12 protein-coding genes are annotated in these 17,954 nt (G+C 67.7%); 5 read left to right on the top strand and 7 right to left on the bottom strand.

The genetic code is table 11. The features are described from left to right. Positions 1-215 precede the first annotated feature (215 nt). The 7 genes from HEK131_RS23120 to eccCa all read right to left on the bottom strand — a co-directional run bounded on the left by HEK131_RS23120 (position 216) and on the right by eccCa (position 11,150). Positions 216-2,480, bottom strand: coding sequence for a ribosome-recycling factor (locus HEK131_RS23120; protein WP_244336876.1), 2,265 nt, complete (start codon positions 2,478-2,480; stop codon positions 216-218). Positions 2,481-2,490: 10 nt separating this feature from the next. Continuing rightward, complete coding sequence (locus HEK131_RS23115; protein ID WP_244336875.1) at positions 2,491-2,925, bottom strand: hypothetical protein; 435 nt, start codon at positions 2,923-2,925, stop codon at positions 2,491-2,493. Positions 2,926-2,935: 10 nt separating this feature from the next. Continuing rightward, entirely contained in the window at positions 2,936-3,565 is a 630-nt protein-coding gene (locus HEK131_RS23110; RefSeq protein ID WP_244336874.1) for a hypothetical protein, read from the bottom strand. A gap of 111 nt (positions 3,566-3,676) precedes the next feature. Next, on the bottom strand, positions 3,677-5,011 hold the full coding sequence (mycP, locus tag HEK131_RS23105) for a type VII secretion-associated serine protease mycosin (RefSeq protein WP_244336873.1): 1,335 nt from the start codon (positions 5,009-5,011) through the stop codon (positions 3,677-3,679). Between the two features lie 29 nt (positions 5,012-5,040). Next, positions 5,041-6,579, bottom strand: coding sequence for a WXG100 family type VII secretion target (locus tag HEK131_RS23100; protein ID WP_244336871.1), 1,539 nt, complete (start codon positions 6,577-6,579; stop codon positions 5,041-5,043). After that, positions 6,576-7,103, bottom strand: a complete 528-nt coding sequence (locus HEK131_RS23095; protein ID WP_244336869.1) for a hypothetical protein — start codon at positions 7,101-7,103, stop codon at positions 6,576-6,578. The genes HEK131_RS23100 and HEK131_RS23095 overlap by 4 nt, the downstream gene beginning before the upstream one ends. An 87-nt stretch (positions 7,104-7,190) precedes the next feature. After that, positions 7,191-11,150: a type VII secretion protein EccCa gene (gene eccCa, locus HEK131_RS23090; protein WP_244336867.1), complete on the bottom strand. Its 3,960-nt coding sequence runs from the start codon at positions 11,148-11,150 to the stop codon at positions 7,191-7,193. 162 nt (positions 11,151-11,312) lie between these two features. Between eccCa and eccD the strand changes: the two genes are divergently transcribed. The 5 genes from eccD to dapB all read left to right on the top strand — a co-directional run bounded on the left by eccD (position 11,313) and on the right by dapB (position 17,944). Beyond that, the gene (gene eccD / locus HEK131_RS23085) at positions 11,313-12,782 is read left to right on the top strand and encodes a type VII secretion integral membrane protein EccD (RefSeq protein ID WP_217460983.1); all 1,470 of its coding nucleotides are present in this window, start codon (positions 11,313-11,315) and stop codon (positions 12,780-12,782) included. Positions 12,783-12,961: 179 nt separating this feature from the next. After that, a complete protein-coding gene (gene rpsO / locus HEK131_RS23080) occupies positions 12,962-13,249 on the top strand; it encodes a 30S ribosomal protein S15 (RefSeq protein WP_030816847.1) in 288 nt (95 codons plus the stop codon). 308 nt (positions 13,250-13,557) lie between these two features. Next, positions 13,558-15,777 carry a polyribonucleotide nucleotidyltransferase gene (locus HEK131_RS23075; protein WP_161150863.1) on the top strand — a complete coding sequence of 740 codons (2,220 nt, stop codon included), beginning with the start codon at positions 13,558-13,560 and terminating at the stop codon, positions 15,775-15,777. Next, on the top strand, positions 15,774-17,153 hold the full coding sequence (locus HEK131_RS23070) for a M16 family metallopeptidase (protein ID WP_217460982.1): 1,380 nt from the start codon (positions 15,774-15,776) through the stop codon (positions 17,151-17,153). The genes HEK131_RS23075 and HEK131_RS23070 overlap by 4 nt, the downstream gene beginning before the upstream one ends. 38 nt (positions 17,154-17,191) lie before the next feature. Further along, on the top strand, positions 17,192-17,944 hold the full coding sequence (gene dapB, locus HEK131_RS23065; protein WP_244336865.1) for a 4-hydroxy-tetrahydrodipicolinate reductase: 753 nt from the start codon (positions 17,192-17,194) through the stop codon (positions 17,942-17,944). Positions 17,945-17,954 lie beyond the last annotated feature (10 nt).

Here is a 17,954-nt window from a genome sequence, read left to right as displayed (position 1 = left end):
TGAGCTGAACCGATCGTGCGGATCATGGCATTACGTGGTCCGGGACCCGAAATGACATCCGAGCAGACATCGTTAAGAGATGCCGATGAAACTGTGGAAGAGGCGCCTTGCGTAATGGCGTACGTAAGAACTCCACCAACTGCCAGACCAGCTGCCACTGCCGCTGCTAGTTGCTTCGTTCCGAACTTTCGATCCATTTATGAGTCCACGCCGTCCTAGTCGTTCGAGCTCTTCGGAATTTTCGGTGCTTCGCCCTGGAAATACCTTTCCACGTCGTCTTGTGCCGAACCGAATCCGCCTTCGACTGCCGTGGAGGCTTCATTCATGTAGAGTCCGGCGTCACGGCTGTGGCCCAGATTAGTCAGCATGATGGAGTCTTGAGTCGTGGTTACTGTGTCGATCTTCAAGTCCTCCCAGTCTCTTCCATTTCGGTACACCTGGTGGGCAAGGTGATCGTTCTTGTTTGCCCCCACAATCCCATTCAGGATTTCGCCGGTCGCGGTTCCCAGGAGGCCGCCAGCGATCGTACCGGAAGGGCCTGCGAATGGAGCTGTTCCGAGGCCCACCCCGATGCCGGCGAGACTTCCGGCCCAGGTTCCGGCCTTGCCTAGAGCAGTGTTGAAATTATCATCACCTTCCACAATTTTATTTTCCAGTGCGTAGGCGCGGCCTGCTCCGATGACGCCCTCGATCTCGCCTGCGTTCGCCGCGAAAGTAGCAACGGCACTCTTCATTGCATCTGGATTACGGGAAGTGAGACTGTTGACGTACACATCTGGATGCTGGGAGTGGAAGTCGATGATACTGGCGGTGTACTGGTGCTGCCCGAGGTTGACGGCCGCATAGCCATCCGGATCTCGGCCGACGGTATGCAGGAAGCGCGTTACATCGCCTTCTCTGAGTTGAGAATCAACCCCGCTGTTCGGGAACAAGGCATCCAAATCCCTCTTGTCCGGGTTAAAGGCTCTGTGGATATCTGACATGTATTCCGCTGAGATCTTTCCGAGGCTCCCCGCCATCCCGTCACGAACGAGATCGGTGTCCTTAGACATGGTGGTCACCAAGCGATTCATGATCTCAGCCTGTTCGGCCGAATGGATTGAGGTATTGCGTGATGGCCCGTCTTCATAGTTGTGGCCGGTCACTGCTGACTCCAACGCATGTCCGAGTGACTCAAATCCGGGTAGCTTTTGCTTCTGATCGGGGCTCGGAACGAAGCTTGCGCTGTCCTGCGGCCAGATCCTGGGCTCCGGGCCCTTCTTGGTCTCCACGCCGGTGAGGTAGTTGAAGTGTTCCTTGTCGTGGAAGAACTCGGTGGAAGCATGCGGGTTGTGCCCCAGGGCTTCGAGGAACCCAGTCATGGGATCCCTGCCGCCGTCGTTCTTCGCCGCTCCAAAGTTGAGTGCGTCGTAGTACTGGCCGCCATGCGACCACAACTGCGGGGCGTTGGTGTTCTTCTCGTAGTCGATCAGCTTGTCGCCGTAGTCGTTCAGGAACTTCTGGTCGAATTCCCCATGCCGCATGAGGCTGCTCGTGATCTGGAAGCCGAACGGCCCGGTGGTCTCCTTGGTCCGGTCAGTGATGAACTGCCGGTCGCCGAGGTCGATCACATCCTTCTTCCACTGCTGCATCTGCGCACTCTTGGAGTGAGTGGCTTCGGCGAGAGTGAGGCTGAAGTTCTTCTGTAGATCCTTGAGGGTGGCCAGTTCCTTCTTGGGCATGTTGCCCTGGTGGGAGTCGACGATCGCGGCCCAGTAGGTCATGGTGCCCTTGCCGCCCATGCCCGTCGCCACCTTCTCGGCGAACAGTCTGTCGCCGTTGTGCTCCCTGAGGAGTTGGTTCGCGTGGGCGAGTTCACTGGGTGAAGCATGGGCGCCCTTCCTGGAAAGGGCGACGAACTCCTTGGCGTCCTGGACCGCCTTCGCGTCCTTCAAGGAGTGGTAGTCGGTGCCGGAGAAGTTGTTCTCGTCCTTGCCGACCAGGGTGACCAGTGCACGGGAGGCCACTTCGTCCGCCTCGGTAGCCCTGTCGAGAGCGGCCTTCATCTCGGAGTGGACCTTGTCGAAGTCCGCTTGCTTCGGATCTGGTCCGTGGTAGTCCTTGCCGCGGCGGTCAGGGTGGATCAGGTAGCTGATGGATCCATCGGTGCCGATGCGCATCCCTTTGCCAGGAGCGGCGTCGACAATCTCCTCGAGCTTCTTTTTCGAGGCCTTGAACTCGGCGAGGGCGTCCCGAAGGATGTTCCGGATGCTCTCGGCCTCCTTGGCCGCGTCGCCGAACTCCTTGGCGGTCTTCTTGATGAAGGGGCGGGTGACGCCGGCGTTCTGGCCCTTCCAGTCCGCCTTCTCCGCCTTGCGCTGCATGCCGTTCTCGGCCTTCTCCTGCAGCGTCTTCAGCTTCTTGACGGTCTCCGACCAGTCGTTCACGGCGTCCTGCATGCCGCCTAGGCGGGCATGGAGGAGATCGTCGAACGCGACCATGCTCAGGTCCTCACTTGAAGTGCTTGTCGATCTTCTCGACGGAAAGGTTGGTCACGAGGGTTTCCTCATGGTTCTTGTGCGTCCACACCGTGTCCTCGAGGTGGTTGTGGATGTGCGCACAAGCGCTGAGCAGCGCCTCGGCCTGTGAACGCCATGTGTCCCAGGCGGTGTATAGAGCCGAGCCCGTCTTGAAACCGTCGTCGGACAGCTCGGTCGAGGCAGTGCTGGTCGTCGCGCCGGCGTGGAAGGCGTCGGTCTCGAGGTGGTGGAACAGCTCCTGCGCGTCGTTCCCGACCGCCTTCAGATCCGGGGAGGTGACGGTGTAGTCGGAGGCGCCACCGGTTGTGATACCGGGGTAGGGATCCGCGTGATTGAGCTGCATACTGCTCTGCTGCCGGGCCGCAGCGGTACTCCGCGCCTGACCCCACATCGCATCGAATGACATGGCTGGCTTTCTATTTCTTCTTGGGAGGCAGGTACTTCATCTCTGCGGGATCCGGGAACTGGATCGCGTTCTGGCACTTGAGGATCTTCGCCACCTTGAGCGACGATTGGAAGAGTGGTTGGAAACGCGCTCTGGAGCTCAGAGGGAAGTCGCTGTAAAATTTTCCGGTGACAGAAAGCGGACGCATCCAGTCTTTTGAGGCACACTGAAAATTGACGCTGGCGCTCTCCGGTTCGATTATGGCCTGCATGCCGTTACCTAGTTTAGATGATCTGTATCCGCCGTAGCTCTGTGTCTCGTCCGGAGAAAACAGGGGTCCGAGTCCTGGAATGAACTTGATGGAAAGCGCCCCGGAGTCGGACTTAGAAGAACTCTTGTCGTCGACGATGCAGGCGTAAGCCGCGTGATCCTCTTCCAGCATGGTTTTCACCGCAGAAGCGTGGGACCTCGTCCCGTCCGCAACATGAAGATCGCCGAAGTTGTCACTTTTTCTGGCTTCGGCGATCATTTTGGTGTCTAATACCCCTTCGCAGGCGTCTTTCAGTGCCGCCTCGCCGTAAGGTTTCGTTTCTACGCCGCAGCCAGCGCACGCCAATACGGCCAACGCCGCACCAAGCGCGAGCAAAATGTGTCGACTCACCTGCTGCCTCCGTGCGTGCGATTCTGGGCACGGCCCCACATCTCATCAAACGACATATGAGTCTTCAATCCGACGATGAGACGAGCGAGCCAGGCTTCCCGACCCGTCCACTCATGGGTTCTGCTCCGAGCGGTGGTGCGAGTCCGCCGGGGGCTGGTGCGGGCTCTGGGCCGGAACGTACTGGGGATAGGCAGGAGGGGGCGGCGGGGTTGTGCCCGTGCGGCGGCGGGAGCGGAACACCGCGAAGGCGGCCGCTGCGCCGACCAGCAGCGCGGCTGCCACGCCTGTGCCGGTCCAGAGGAGTGTGTTCCCGCCGTCGTCCGACTTCGGCGCCGCTTCCTCGTGCTTCACGGGGGCCGTGGGCTTCGGCGCCTTGGGGGAGGGGGACTTGGCGGCTGCGGCGGCCAGGTCGGGGAGTGGGTATTCGTCTGCCGGGCCGGGGTCGGGATTGTCCATCGCGGCCCGTAGACGGATGCCCCCGTAGCCGATGAAGTCATTCCGCTTCGCGCCGTCTGCCGGCTTGTTAAGTGTGTTCAGCATGACCCGGAGGACCTGGTTGTTGGTCCAGTCGGGGTGCTTGGACCAGATCAGCGCGGCAGAGGCCGAAGCGATCGCGGTCGCATCGCTGGTGCCCTTCGACTTGCAGAGCTGGGAACCCCCGGTACAGGCATGCACCATGTCCACGCCTGGCGCGACCATGTCCACCGAAGGTCCTCGCTGGGAGAAGGCAGCCAACCTGGCCTTCTGGTCCGCCGCTCCAACGCCGACAACGCCAGGCGTTGAGGCCGGGTAGGAAGGAAGATTCTCCTTGTCCCCCCTGTTCCCGACCCCCGCGAAGAGCAGCTTTCCCTTTGACAGCGCGTACTTGACGGCAGCCGCGAGCTCTGGAGTGCCGACGTCGTGGCGACCGCGTGATTCGCTCAGCGCAAGCGACATGTTGATGATCTGGGCCTTGGAATCGGCAGCGTAGCGAATCGCCTGCGTCAGCTTCTCCGAGTACTCCGTATTGGCATCCATCCGACCACTGACCTCTTGGCTGTCCAGCATCCGGATGGGCAGGATCTTCGCTCCCGGCGCGAGACCGTAGGAAGCGGACAGTCCCCCGCGTGCTCCCGTCGCCGCGATGATCGCGGCCATGGACGTACCGTGGCCCGCGACATCTGTGTGCTCGTTGCCGCGCAACGTGGAGAAGTCCTTCCCGTCCAGGACTTGGCCCTTGAGATCAGCAAGGGAGCCATCGACCCCGGAGTCGATGACGGCCACCGTCACTCCGCGTCCCGTACTGGACTTCCATACCTCCGGTGCGTGCATGGCATCGAGGTACCACTGCTGCGCCCGGATGGACTCCGCCTGCGCGGGACCGGCCGAGAGACCGACGAGTAGCAGGCCGAGAGCGGCCGAAGCCACGGAGATGACTCGATAGCGCTGCATGCCTCTGGTACGCATGTGCCTTCCTGGGGTTGGTGAGCGCGGACTCAGTCGACCACGGGAGGCAGAGTCCGGCGCCCGTCTCTGGTCCAGGTCTCCTCATCCTCCACGAGGTAGTCCGGCCGCTTGTCGTGCTGCTCCTGCGACTTGCGGGAGTCTGCGGACCGACCTGCCGCGCCAGTGCGGCCGACCTGGGAGCCCTGCGCTTGTTCGGCGCCCTTGACCGGCGGGCGAACAAGTCCGGAACCCCCCGAGGTGAAGGGACGACTACCGGATCGACCCAGCTGGCCAGGGCCTCCACCGGAGACGCCACCCGTCTCGCCTGCGAGTCGGCGCCCGGAGCCCATTCCTCCTGTGGACCGAGCTCCCTGGACAGAGCCGGGAGAGATGGCGCGACCGAGCGGAGTGCGGCCCTGCCCGTTCTCGCTCCCAATGACGGTTCCCCGCGGAATGCCGTTCGCAGGGCGGCCAGTTGCGTTGACCGGCCGGCCTCCGACGATGCCCGTCTCCCGAGGGGGTCGAGGCATGCCTTCGATCGGCTTCGCCAGGCCGGGCATCTGCGGGAGTCGGCCGATGCCCGGTACACGCGACGGCAACGTCGTACCGGGGGTGCGGCCACCTCCGGTGAAGGTCGGCGGCAAACCGGTCGGGAGCCCCGTCGGTGACACCTCACGCGGCGGCAGCGCCGGACCCGCCGACGGTGCAGTGAGCGGCGGCGCCGACGTGCGAGGGAGAGTGTCGGCGCTGTCGATGTTCAACGACACGGGCTCGGGGCGAACAGATACGTGGCTGCTCGAATGTCCCGGAGCTCCGATTACAGGGCCTGTCGAAATGTGTGGCAGCGCAGCAGATCGCACGCCGCCCTTAGATACGGCCGCCGTGCTGGCCGCACCTGAGGAGCCGCCACTCACATACTCAGTTGGCCCGCTCAAGTGCCCCTGATCGTTGACCCACCAGTCGCCCGGCCCCGCCCGACCCGCTGCCGGCGCGAAGGTGGGCGGCGTGATGCTGTTCACCTGCATGGCCGAGTACTCGTACGTCCCCGCCAGCCGCCGCATCTGCTGGATCGCTTCCTGGCGCACCGCGTCGATCCTGGACTGAGCGATGTCCGCGTGCGAGCGTGCCGTCTCCGCCGCCTTCCGGGCGTCAGGGTCGTTACGTGCGCCCGGCTGTTTCGCGGCGTCGATCGTCTTGTGGGCGTCCCCCAGGGCGGCTTTAGCGTCGGTGGTCTCCGCGATGTCCGGCATGGAACGCTTCGCCGCGTTGATGGCCTCTGAGACCGTTGCCATCCACTCGGATGCCGCCCCGGCGTACTGGCTCAGCCGCAGCGTGGCACTGGCCGTGTGACCGCCCCAATCACGGAAGGCGTCGCCGGCCTTGCCCTGCCATTCCAAGTCCTTGACGTGCTTCATGAGGTCTTCGCCGATGTTTTTGATCGTCGACGCCGCGTCGGACAGCTTGGAAGAGAGGTGAGCCGCAGAGGTCATGTCCGCGGAGGCCAACATGGCCGCGAGCTGCTCGTGCGTCATGGACTCGAAGTCCGTGCGGCTGAGCTTGGGCTCGGACTGCTTAGGCTGCTCGCTCAAGACCAATCCTCCTTACGCGGCTGGGCGCCCTCACCAGGCTTCTTCGGCGCATACGGATCCCGCTCAGCGTCATAGTGCTTCTCCGCCTCAGCGTTAACCTCCCGCATCCGCGCCTTGATGTCCTCATCCAGGTTCGCGTAGCCGACGCGCGAAGCGTGTACCGCGAGGCTCATGCTCTCGATCTGGGCGCTCAGCGCCTTCGAGAGGTTCTCCAACTCGTCGTGGACGATGGTGTACGAGTCGTGGAGGAACTGCGCCTCCTTGAAGGTGGACGCGCCGAGCTGGGCGCGCGGCAGGCGGTCCTCGCCGACCTTGCCCGGTGCCGCCTCCGACTTGTCCAGCTCGACGAGCAGTGCGTCGACCCGCTTCTTGAAGCTCTTCATGGCGTTGTGCTGGATGTCCAGCGCCATGGCCGGATTGACCCCCGCCAGGGTGTCGAAGCTCGTCCCCGTGTCGGGCACCTTCTGGCCACCCGAACCGTCGCCGCCCGAACCCGCGGCAACGCCGCCCCCGTCCGAACTCACCTCAGCCGCCTCCCCGTTCTCCCCGTGTCATCCCCGTTCCTTCGCTCGTTCGAACGCGGGAACGGGTTGTGGATTGCATCGATCACTCTAATGGCGTTGCGGAAGCAACCCCAGCTGAATTAGGGACGTTCCGCGCTTGCGCGAAACGAACACGCCACGGCCGGGCGGCATGGGACGCGCCCGTACCGTGCCGAGGATGTCCCCCTCGCTGGGGTCGCCCGAAAGGACCACGCCCTGTGCGCCCAGCTCCTTCACCCGCTGCATGAACGACTCGTACATGGCACGCGAGGCGCCGGCCTGGCTGCGGGCGATGATGAACTTCACGCCGACATCCCGCGCGAACGGCAGGTGCTCCACCAGCGCGGCGAGCGGATTGCCGGAGTTGGTCGCCACCAGCTCGTAGTCGTCGACGATGACGAAGAGCTGCGGGCCGGTCCACCAACTGCGGTCGCGCAACTGCTGCGGGGTGATGTCCGGTTTCGGCGCCCGCATCTCCATGAACTGCCGGATGGCGTCCATGTGGACCTGCATCGCCGAGGCCATCGGCGCGTACTCGAGCAGGTGCTCCTCCGGGACCGCCTCCAGCATGGTGCGCCGGTAGTCGCCGACGACGATGCGGGCCTCGGCCGGGGTGTACCGCTCGGCGATCTGCTTGGCGATCAGCCGGAGCAGGTTCGTCTTGCCGGACTCGCTCTCACCGAAGACCAGGAAGAACGGGTCGGTGTCCAGGTCGACGAAGACCGGCTCCAGGTTGGCCTCGTCGATGCCGATGGCGATGCCCGCCTGCGGGAACTCGAAGCCCTTGGGCAACTGGTCGGCCGGCAGCTTGCGCGGCAGCAGACGCACCGTGGGGGCGGCGGGCCCCTGCCAGTCGGCCTTGACCCGCTGCACCAGCGCGGCCGTCGCCTCGGACAGGTCACCCGCGGACGAGGAGCCGTCGATGCGGGGGAGCGCCGTCATGAAGTGCAGCTTCTCCGAGACCTGACCGCGGCCGGGCACGCCCGCCGGGACGTTCACCGCGACCTTGCGGTCGAACTCGGAGTCCATCGGGTCGCCGAGGCGCAGCTCCAGCCGGCTCAGGATCTGGTCCTTCAGGGCCGCGCGGACCTCCATGTAGCGCGACGCGGAGACGACCACGTGGATGCCGTAACCGAGGCCCCGGCCCGCGATGTCGTTGACGACACCCTCCAGGCCCTCGTACTCGGTCTTGAAGTTGCCCCAGCCGTCGATGACCAGGAACACGTCCCCCCACGCCTCGCCCGGCAGCTCGCCCGCCGCGCGGCGCCTGCGGTAGGTGGCGACGGAGTCGATGCCGTTGGTGCGGAAGAACTGCTCACGGCGGTTGAGGATGCCCGCCACCTCCGCGACCGTACGGCGCACCCGCTCCGGGTCCAGCCGGGACGCCACCCCGCCCACGTGCGGGAGGTCCGCGAGGGAGGCCAGGCCGCCGCCGCCGAAGTCCAGGCAGTAGAACTGCGTCTCCAGCGGGGTGTGCGTCAGCGCGAACGAGGTGACCAGCGAGCGCAGCAGCGTCGACTTACCGGACTGCGGGCCGCCGACGACCATCATGTGACCGGCCGCGCCGGAGAAGTCCCGGTACAGCACCTCGCGCTTCTGCTCGAAGGGCTTGTCGATCAGGCCCAGCGGCACCGCGAGCGCACCCGAGCGGTACTCCGGCGCGTGCAGGCCCCGCTCCGGGGACACCGACAGCGCGGGCAGCAACTGGTCCAGCGCCGGCGCCTCGTCCAGCGGGGGCAGCCACACCTGGTGCGCGGGCACGCCCTGGCCCTCGATGCGCTGGACGACCACGTCCAGCACCGTGTCCGCCAGCGCGTCGTCCTCCGCGCGCGCGGCCCGCTCCCGCTCCTCGGCCGGATCGGACGCTGCGTACGCCATCGGCACCGGAAGCGCCGTGAACCGCGCCGGACGGCGCTCGACGGGCACGCTGCCCTGCGTGACCTCGGCCCCGCCCGCGCGGTACGTGCCCGAGACGTAGGCCGCCTTGAAGCGCACCATCTCGTCCGTGCCGAACTTCAGATAGCCGGAACCGGGCACCGAGGGCAGGTGATAGGCGTCCGGCACACCGAGCGCCGCGCGGGACTCGGCCGCGGAGAACGTCCGCAGACCGATCCGGTACGACAGGTACGTGTCGAGACCGCGCAGCCGGCCCTCCTCCAGCCGCTGCGAGGCGAGCAGCAGATGCACGCCCAGGGAGCGGCCGATCCGGCCGATCTGGATGAACATGTCGATGAAATCGGGCTTGGCGGTCAGTAGTTCACTGAACTCGTCGATCACCAGGACGAGCGAGGCCAGCGGCTCCAGCGGGGCACCCGCCGCGCGCGCCTTCTCGTAGTCGTGGATGTTGGCGTAGTTGCCCGCCGACCGCAGCAGCTCCTGGCGGCGCTGGAGTTCACCGCGGATCGCGTCGCCCATGCGGTCGACCAGGGTGAGATCGTCGGACAGGTTGGTGATCACGGCCGCGACGTGCGGCATCTGGGACATGCCCGCGAAGGTCGCGCCGCCCTTGAAGTCCGCGAGGACGAAGTTCAGCGTCTCCGAGGAGTGCGTGACCGCGAGCCCCAGCACCAGGGTGCGCAGCAGCTCCGACTTGCCCGAGCCGGTCGCGCCCACGCACAGGCCGTGCGGGCCCATGCCGTCCTGCGCGGCCTCCTTCAGGTCCAGCATCACGGGCTGGCCGTCCTCGCCGACACCGATCGGCACCCGGAGCCGCTCCGGCACGGAGCGCGGCCGCCAGGTGCGCCGGACGTCCACCGAGGCGGCGTCCCCGAGACCGAGCAGATCGGTGAAGTCCAGGTTGGAGAGCAGCGGCTCGTCGTCGTCCCCGCCGCCCATCCGCAGCGGGGCGAGCTGGCGGGCCAGCGCCTCGGCGCCGGGCAGCGACAGCCCGTCGGGCGTGCCCTCGAAGGCCACGTCGCCACCGGAGTCCAGCCGCAGCCGCTCCGGGCGCACCACGATGGAGAGGTCACCGCGCGGGGTGTCCAGCTCGCCGGAGACGACCTCCACGATCGTCACGCCCTGCAGGCCCTCCGCGGCCGCGAACACCGACGTGGGCGGCACCATGCCGCCGTCCAGCACCACCATGATGTGCGGCTGGTCCAGCAGCGGCTGCCCGCCCCGGCTGAACCGGGGCCGCTCCTCCAGCCGGCCGGCGAGCAACTGCTCCAGCTCACCGAGGTCGTCGCTGAACAGCCGACGCGTGCCCGCGCCGTCGAACTGGCCCGGCAACTGGCAGTGCGGCAGCCACTTCGACCAGTCCCAGCGCTCCGCCGCGCCCCCCGAGGCCACCACGGCCACGATCAGGTCGTCGGGGGAGTGCAGGGTCGTCGCCTGCGCGACCAGGGCACGCGCGGCGGACTGGGCGCGCTCCTGATCGCCGGAGACCGTCACGTGGTAGAAGGCGCGCAGCGACAGCGCCACCGGCAGGCCGTCCAACTGGCCGTGCACCGACAGGAAGCGCTGCATGGCACCGGCGCACAGCGGCTCCAGCTCGTCCACGGGCGCGGTCTGCGGCGCCATCAGGGGAGTGGCGAGCTGCTGCGGGCCCAGCCCGATCCGGACCTGCCCGAAGTCTTCGTCCGCCACGCGCCGTTCCCACACCCGGCTGCCCTCGGCGACCAGGGACCACAACTGCTCGGGGGCGGGGTGCAGATAGAGCTGGGCGTCCCGCTGACGCAGTGCGGTCTTACGGACCGTGCGCCGCGTCTGGGCGAGGTAACGGAGGTAGTCACGGCGAACGTCGGCCATTTGCCCTTGCGTACCGCGACGGTGCCGGACGATCTGCGAGACCACCATCGCCGCCGTGGACACGAGCATGACCACACCCATGATCCGCATGAACGGATGGGCGTTCGGGGATGCGAAGTAGAACACCACGGAGGAGCCCATGCCGAGAGTCGGCAGGACCTGCATCAGCATGCCCTCCTGCTGCCCGCGCGGCAGCTCGGGAGGAGCCTCCAATTGCACCTCTTCCGAGGACACTTCGGGCGGCAGCGCGCGAGGCGGGCGCTTGATGACGAGCTGGCTCACCGGAGCGTCAATCCTCCTGCGCGGACGATCGGTTGATCACCGGCACCCCCGTGGCGACGGTCGTCCTCCGCTTGCCGGCGATCCTACTGGTCACCACTGACACCGGGCCCCGGTAGGGTGACGCCCGCAGCGTGCGCATCCGCGAACAGGGGGTCTGTGAAGGTGACTACGACAGCGGCGACGGGATTCAGCAGGGTCACGGTCGTGGCACCCGACAGCCGCATCGACGTGGCGCTCCCGGTGGACATCGCCGTGGCCGACATCTATCCGGAGATACTGCGGCTGACCGGCCAGACCCAGGAGGTCGGCACCCCGGCCGGCTACCACCTGGTCCGCCGTGACGGCCGGGTGCTCGACAGCGCCCGCACCCTCGCCGACGAAGGCGTCCTGGACGGCGAGGTGCTGAGCCTGCGCCCCTTCGCCGAGTCCCTGCCGCCCGCGGTCTACGACGACGTCTCCGACGCCGTCGCCTCCGCCGTCATGCGCGACCGGCACCTGTGGAGCGAGGACCTGCTGCGCGTCACGGGCCTCGCGGGCGGCGCCCTGCTCATCCTGCTGACCGGCTTCGTCCTCTGGTACGCCGATCCCGTGCGCCACGACATGCACGGCCTGCCCGGCGTCATCGCCGGCGGCCTCGGCGTGCTGCTCACCGCCTTCGCCGGGGTCCGCGCCCGGGTGTACGGCGACCGGGGCTCCGCGGTCGCCCTGGGCCTCGGCGCGCTGCCGCTGCTGATGATCGCGGGCTCCGGCGTCATCGGCGCACCGGCCGCGCAGGGGCCGGGCAAGCTCCAGTTCATGCTGGGCTGCGTGGCCGTGCTGATCGCCTCGGTCGCCCTGGTGGCGCTCACGCCGGGCGGGGACGCCCCGTTCGTCGCCGCGTCCTTCCTGGCGACCGTCGGCACCCTGGCGACCTTCGTGGCCCTCCTCACCGACGCCTCCGCCACCGCGACCGCCGCCGTCTGCGCCCCGGTCGCCATCGGCCTGGTCGCGTTCCTGCCCGGCCTGTCCGCCCGTTTCGCCCGGCTGCCCATCGGCTACGCTTCGCCGCACTCCGCCACCGACGACGCCTTCGACCCGGACGCCGCGCAGGGCGCCGACGCCGAACCGCTCGACGCCGACCTGGTCGCCGCGCAGGCCCGGCGCGGGCACGAGATGCTGCTCGGCCTCGTCGGCGGTACGGCGGCCCTGGTCGTCGCCTCCGCCGCCGTCCTCGGCTTCTGCGACAACGTCTGGGGCCAGCTCCTGGCGCTCACCACGGGCCTCGCGATGCTGATCCGCGCGCGTCTGTTCCGCTACACCGCCCAGGTGTCCTGCGTCCTGGTCGCCGGTCTCGCCGCGATCGCGCTGCTGCTGCTCGGTCTCGCCCTGAACCCGCCCCAGGACGCCCTCACCGACTTCGTGCTCCACCACGACCGCGGCGCGCTCGACCTGCGCACCGCCTGGCTGACGGCGGCCGTCGCCGTGGGCGCCGTACTGATCACCGCGATCGGCCTGATCGTCCCGAGCAAGGGGCTGTCACCCTTCTGGGGCCGCTTCCTCGACCTCGCCGAGGGCGCCGTCCTGCTCGCCCTGGCCCCGCTCTGCCTGGCCACGCTGGGTGTCCTCGCGGACGTACGCTCGATGGTCGGTTAGGCACCGTGAAGGCGGCCCGGAGCGCCCTGGTACCCTGAGTGACGGCCGTTCGTGTACGCACCCCCGGAGCTCACGCCCTGGAGGCCGCGCTCAGCGAGTCCCCGCCTCCCGAGTAACGGAAGCTCCCCCGAGATTCAGACCGGGGGCACTCGGCGGCACCACCATCATGAGGAGTACGCGTGTCTCTCGACGCCGCTACGAAGAAGCAGATCATCGCCGAGTTCGGCCAGAAGGAGGGCGACACCGGCTCCCCCGAGGTCCAGGTCGCCATGCTCTCGCGTCGGATCTCCGACCTGACCGAGCACCTCAAGGCCCACAAGCACGACCACCACTCCCGCCGTGGTCTGCTGATCCTGGTCGGTCAGCGTCGCCGCCTGCTGCAGTACCTGGCCAAGAAGGACATCCAGCGCTTCCGCGCCCTGGTCGACCGCCTCGGCATCCGCCGCGGTGCGGCCGGCGCCAAGTAAGTCGCCATGAGGGAGCGGTTCCCGACCGGATCGGGAGCCGCTCCCTTTGCTGTACGTACCCGCCGAACGTGCGGGAACGTGCGGAGTGTCACTCCCCCTTTGTAGGGTGTTAGCACAACGCATCACGTACGACACAGAACGAGGAGACGCGCACCGCGCCGCCGCCGGTCCTCGGTAGTGGCTCCCAGGGGGGAAGCGATCCCCTGGGTGCTTCGATCGAAGACCGGCCCGCACCAGACGGAGCGCTTCTCCCACCACCGTCCCCCCGCCACACGGGCGAGAGGGACGAAGACGAGGAGAAAACGCTAGTGGAGAACGAGACCCACTACGCCGAGGCCGTCATCGACAACGGTTCCTTCGGCACCCGCACCATCCGCTTCGAGACGGGCCGCCTGGCCAAGCAGGCCGCCGGCTCCGCCGTGGCGTACCTGGACGACGACACCATGGTGATGTCGGCCACCACCGCCTCCAAGGCCCCCAAGGACCAGCTCGACTTCTTCCCCCTCACGGTGGACGTCGAAGAGCGCATGTACGCCGCAGGCAAGATCCCCGGCAGCTTCTTCCGCCGCGAGGGCCGCCCCTCCGAGGACGCGATCCTCACCTGCCGCCTGATCGACCGCCCGCTGCGCCCGTCCTTCAAGAAGGGCCTGCGCAACGAGATCCAGGTCGTCGCCACGATCATGGCGCTCAACCCGGACCACCTGTACGACGTCGTGGCGATCAACGCCGCTTCCGCGTCGACGCAGCTCGCCGGCCTGCCCTTCTCCGGCCCGATCGGCGGCGTCCGCGTCGCGCTGATCCGCGGCCAGTGGGTCGCGTTCCCGACGCACACCGAGCTCGAGGACGCCGTCTTCGACATGGTGGTCGCCGGTCGCGTCCTGGAGGACGGCGACGTCGCAATCATGATGGTCGAGGCCGAGGCCACCGACCAGACGATCAAGCTCGTCGAGGGCGGCGCCGAGGCGCCGACCGAGGAGGTCGTGGCCGCCGGGCTCGAGGCCGCCAAGCCCTTCATCAAGGTCCTGTGCCGCGCGCAGTCGGACCTCGCCTCCAAGGCCGCGAAGCCCGAGGGCGAGTTCCCGATCTTCCTGGACTACCAGGACGACGTGTTCCAGGCGCTGAAGAAGGCTGTCCAGCCCGAGCTGGCCCAGGCCCTCACCATCGCCGGCAAGCAGGAGCGCGAGGCCGAGCTCGACCGCGTCAAGGGTCTGGCCGCCGAGAAGCTCCTGCCGGAGTTCGAGGGCCGCGAGAAGGAGATCTCCGCCGCTTACCGTTCGCTGACCAAGCAGTTGGTCCGCGAGCGCGTGATCAAGGAGAAGAAGCGCATCGACGGCCGCGGCGTCACGGACATCCGTACGCTCGCCGCCGAGGTCGAGGCCATCCCGCGCGTGCACGGCTCGGCGCTGTTCGAGCGTGGCGAGACCCAGATCCTGGGCATCACCACCCTGAACATGCTCCGCATGGAGCAGCAGCTCGACACCCTCTCCCCGGTGACGCGCAAGCGCTACATGCACAACTACAACTTCCCGCCGTACTCCGTCGGCGAGACGGGCCGCGTGGGCTCCCCGAAGCGCCGCGAGATCGGCCACGGCGCCCTCGCCGAGCGCGCGCTCGTGCCGGTGCTGCCGACGCGCGAGGAGTTCCCCTACGCGATCCGCCAGGTGTCCGAGGCCCTCGGCTCCAACGGTTCGACGTCCATGGGCTCGGTCTGCGCCTCGACCATGTCGATGCTGAACGCCGGTGTGCCGCTCAAGGCCCCCGTCGCCGGTATCGCCATGGGCCTGATCTCCGAGCAGGCCGACGGCGAGACGCACTACGTCACCCTCACCGACATCCTCGGTGCGGAAGACGCCTTCGGCGACATGGACTTCAAGGTCGCCGGCACCAAGGACTTCGTGACCGCCCTCCAGCTCGACACCAAGCTGGACGGCATCCCGGCCTCCGTCCTGGCCGCGGCCCTCAAGCAGGCCCGTGACGCCCGTCTCCACATCCTCGACGTGATGATGGAGGCCATCGACCGGCCCGACGAGATGTCCCCGAACGCCCCGCGGATCATCACCGTCAAGATCCCGGTGGACAAGATCGGTGAGGTCATCGGCCCCAAGGGCAAGATGATCAACCAGATCCAGGAGGACACCGGCGCCGACATCACGATCGAGGACGACGGCACGATCTACATCGGCGCGGTCGACGGACCGTCCGCCGAGGCCGCCCGCGCCACGATCAACGGCATCGCCAACCCGACGATGCCCGAGGTCGGCGAGCGCTACCTGGGTACGGTCGTGAAGACCACCACCTTCGGTGCGTTCGTCTCCCTGCTCCCCGGCAAGGACGGTCTGCTGCACATCTCGCAGATCCGCAAGCTCGCCGGCGGCAAGCGCGTGGAGAACGTCGAGGACGTCCTCGGTGTGGGCCAGAAGGTCCAGGTCGAGATCGCCGAGATCGACTCGCGCGGCAAGCTCTCCCTCATCCCCGTGATCGAGGGCGAGGACGGCTCGGACGACAAGAAGGACGACGCCGACCAGTGACGTCCCGTAGCTTCAAGGCGACGGCCCGCACCTCCTCGGAGGCGCGGGCCGTCGCCCGTACCCAAACCCTCGTCAAGGGCCGGGACGGCATCGGCACCGTCCGCAGGACCACCCTCCCGGGCGGCCTGCGCATCGTCACCGAGACGCTGCCCTCCGTGCGCTCGGCCACCTTCGGCATCTGGGCGCACGTCGGCTCCCGTGACGAGACCCCGTCGCTGAACGGCGCCACCCACTACCTGGAGCACCTGCTCTTCAAGGGCACCGACAAGCGCTCCGCCCTCGACATCTCCGCCGCGATCGACGCGGTCGGCGGCGAGATGAACGCGTTCACGGCCAAGGAGTACACGTGCTACTACGCACGCGTGCTCGACACCGACCTGCCGCTCGCCATCGACGTGGTGTGCGACATGCTGACCGGCTCGCTGATCCGTGAAGAGGACGTCGACGTCGAACGGGGCGCGATCCTCGAAGAGATCGCCATGACCGAGGACGACGCCGGCGACTGCGTGCACGACCTGTTCGCGCACACCATGTTCGGCGACAACGCCCTCGGCCGCCCGGTCCTCGGCACGGTCGACACCGTCAACGCCCTCACCGCCGACCGCATCCGCCGCTTCTACAAGAAGCACTACGACCCGACCCACCTCGTCGTCGCGGCCGCCGGCAACATCGACCACGCCAAGGTCGTCCGCCAGGTCCGCGCAGCCTTCGAGAAGGCGGGCGCCCTCGGCGACACCGGTGCCGAGCCCATCGCCCCGCGCGAGGGCCGCCGCACCATCCGCACCGCGGGCCGCGTCGAACTGGTCGGCCGCAAGACCGAGCAGGCACACGTCATCCTCGGCATGCCCGGCCTCGCCCGCACCGACGACCGCCGCTGGGCCATGGGCGTGCTCAACACCGCCCTCGGCGGCGGCATGTCCTCCCGGCTCTTCCAGGAGGTCCGGGAGAAGCGCGGCCTGGCCTACAGCGTGTACTCCTACACCTCCGGCTTCGCAGACTGCGGCCTCTTCGGTGTGTACGCGGGCTGCCGGCCGAGCCAGGTGCACGACGTGCTCAAGATCTGCCGGGACGAACTCGACCAGGTCGCCGCGAACGGTCTCACCGACGACGAGATCAGCCGGGCCATCGGCCAGATGAAGGGCGCCACCGTGCTCGGCCTGGAGGACACCGGCGCGCTGATGAACCGTATCGGCAAGAGCGAGCTGTGCTGGGGCGACCACATGTCCGTGGACGAGATGCTGACCCGGATCGCCGCGGTGACCCCGGACGAGGTCCGTTCCGTCGCCCGCGACATCCTGGGACAGCGCCCGTCGCTGTCGGTCATAGGCCCGCTGAAGGACAAGCAGGCCGCCCGGCTGAACGACGCGGTCGCCTGACCCACCCGGCACCTCAACTGCGGTAAGGAAACGAAGAGATGAGCAAGCTGCGCGTGGCGGTCCTCGGTGCGAGTGGTCGCATCGGGTCCGAGGCGGTACGAGCCGTCGAGGCCGCCGAGGACATGGAGCTGGTCGCCGCCCTCGGCCGGGGCGACAAGCTGGAGACGCTGGTGGACGCCGGCGCCCAGGTCGCCGTCGACCTCACCACCCCCGCCTCGGTCATGGGCAACCTCGACTTCTGCCTGCGCCACGGCATCCACGCGGTCGTCGGCACCACGGGCTGGACCGAGGAGCGCCTCGCGCAGCTCAAGAGCTGGCTCGAGCTGTCCCCGGAGACGGGCGTGCTCATCGCCCCGAACTTCTCCATCGGTGCCGTCCTCACCATGAGGTTCGCGCAGATCGCCGCGCCCTACTTCGAGTCCGTCGAGGTCGTCGAGCTGCACCACCCCAACAAGGTGGACGCCCCCTCCGGCACCGCCACCCGCACCGCCCAGCTCATCGCCGAAGCCCGCCGCCAGGCCGGTACCGCCCCGGCGCCGGACGCTACGGTCACCGCACTGGACGGCGCGCGCGGCGCAGACGTGGACGGCGTGCCCGTGCACGCGATCCGGCTGCGCGGCCTCCTGGCCCACCAGGAGGTCCTGCTCGGCGGCGAGGGCGAGACCCTCACCCTCCGCCACGACTCGCTGCACCACAGCAGCTTCATGCCGGGCATCCTGCTCGGTGTGCGCCGGGTGGGGTCCGCTCCGGGCCTCACCTTCGGCCTCGAACACTTCCTTGACCTGGGCTGAGTACCCCTAC

The sequence above is a fragment of the Streptomyces seoulensis genome, from assembly GCF_022846655.1.
Lineage (GTDB): Bacteria > Actinomycetota > Actinomycetes > Streptomycetales > Streptomycetaceae > Streptomyces.
The sequence above is the reverse complement of the archived record's forward strand: the minus strand, read 5'-3'. Positions and strand labels throughout refer to the sequence as shown.

Coding starts and splice junctions, on each gene's coding strand:
- HEK131_RS23115 (WP_244336875.1), bottom strand. CDS start 2,925: ATGTCATTCGATGCGATGTGGGGTCAGGCGCGGAGTACCGCTGCGGCC.
- mycP (WP_244336873.1), bottom strand. CDS start 5,011: ATGCGTACCAGAGGCATGCAGCGCTATCGAGTCATCTCCGTGGCTTCG.
- HEK131_RS23120 (WP_244336876.1), bottom strand. CDS start 2,480: ATGGTCGCGTTCGACGATCTCCTCCATGCCCGCCTAGGCGGCATGCAG.
- dapB (WP_244336865.1), top strand. CDS start 17,192: ATGAGCAAGCTGCGCGTGGCGGTCCTCGGTGCGAGTGGTCGCATCGGG.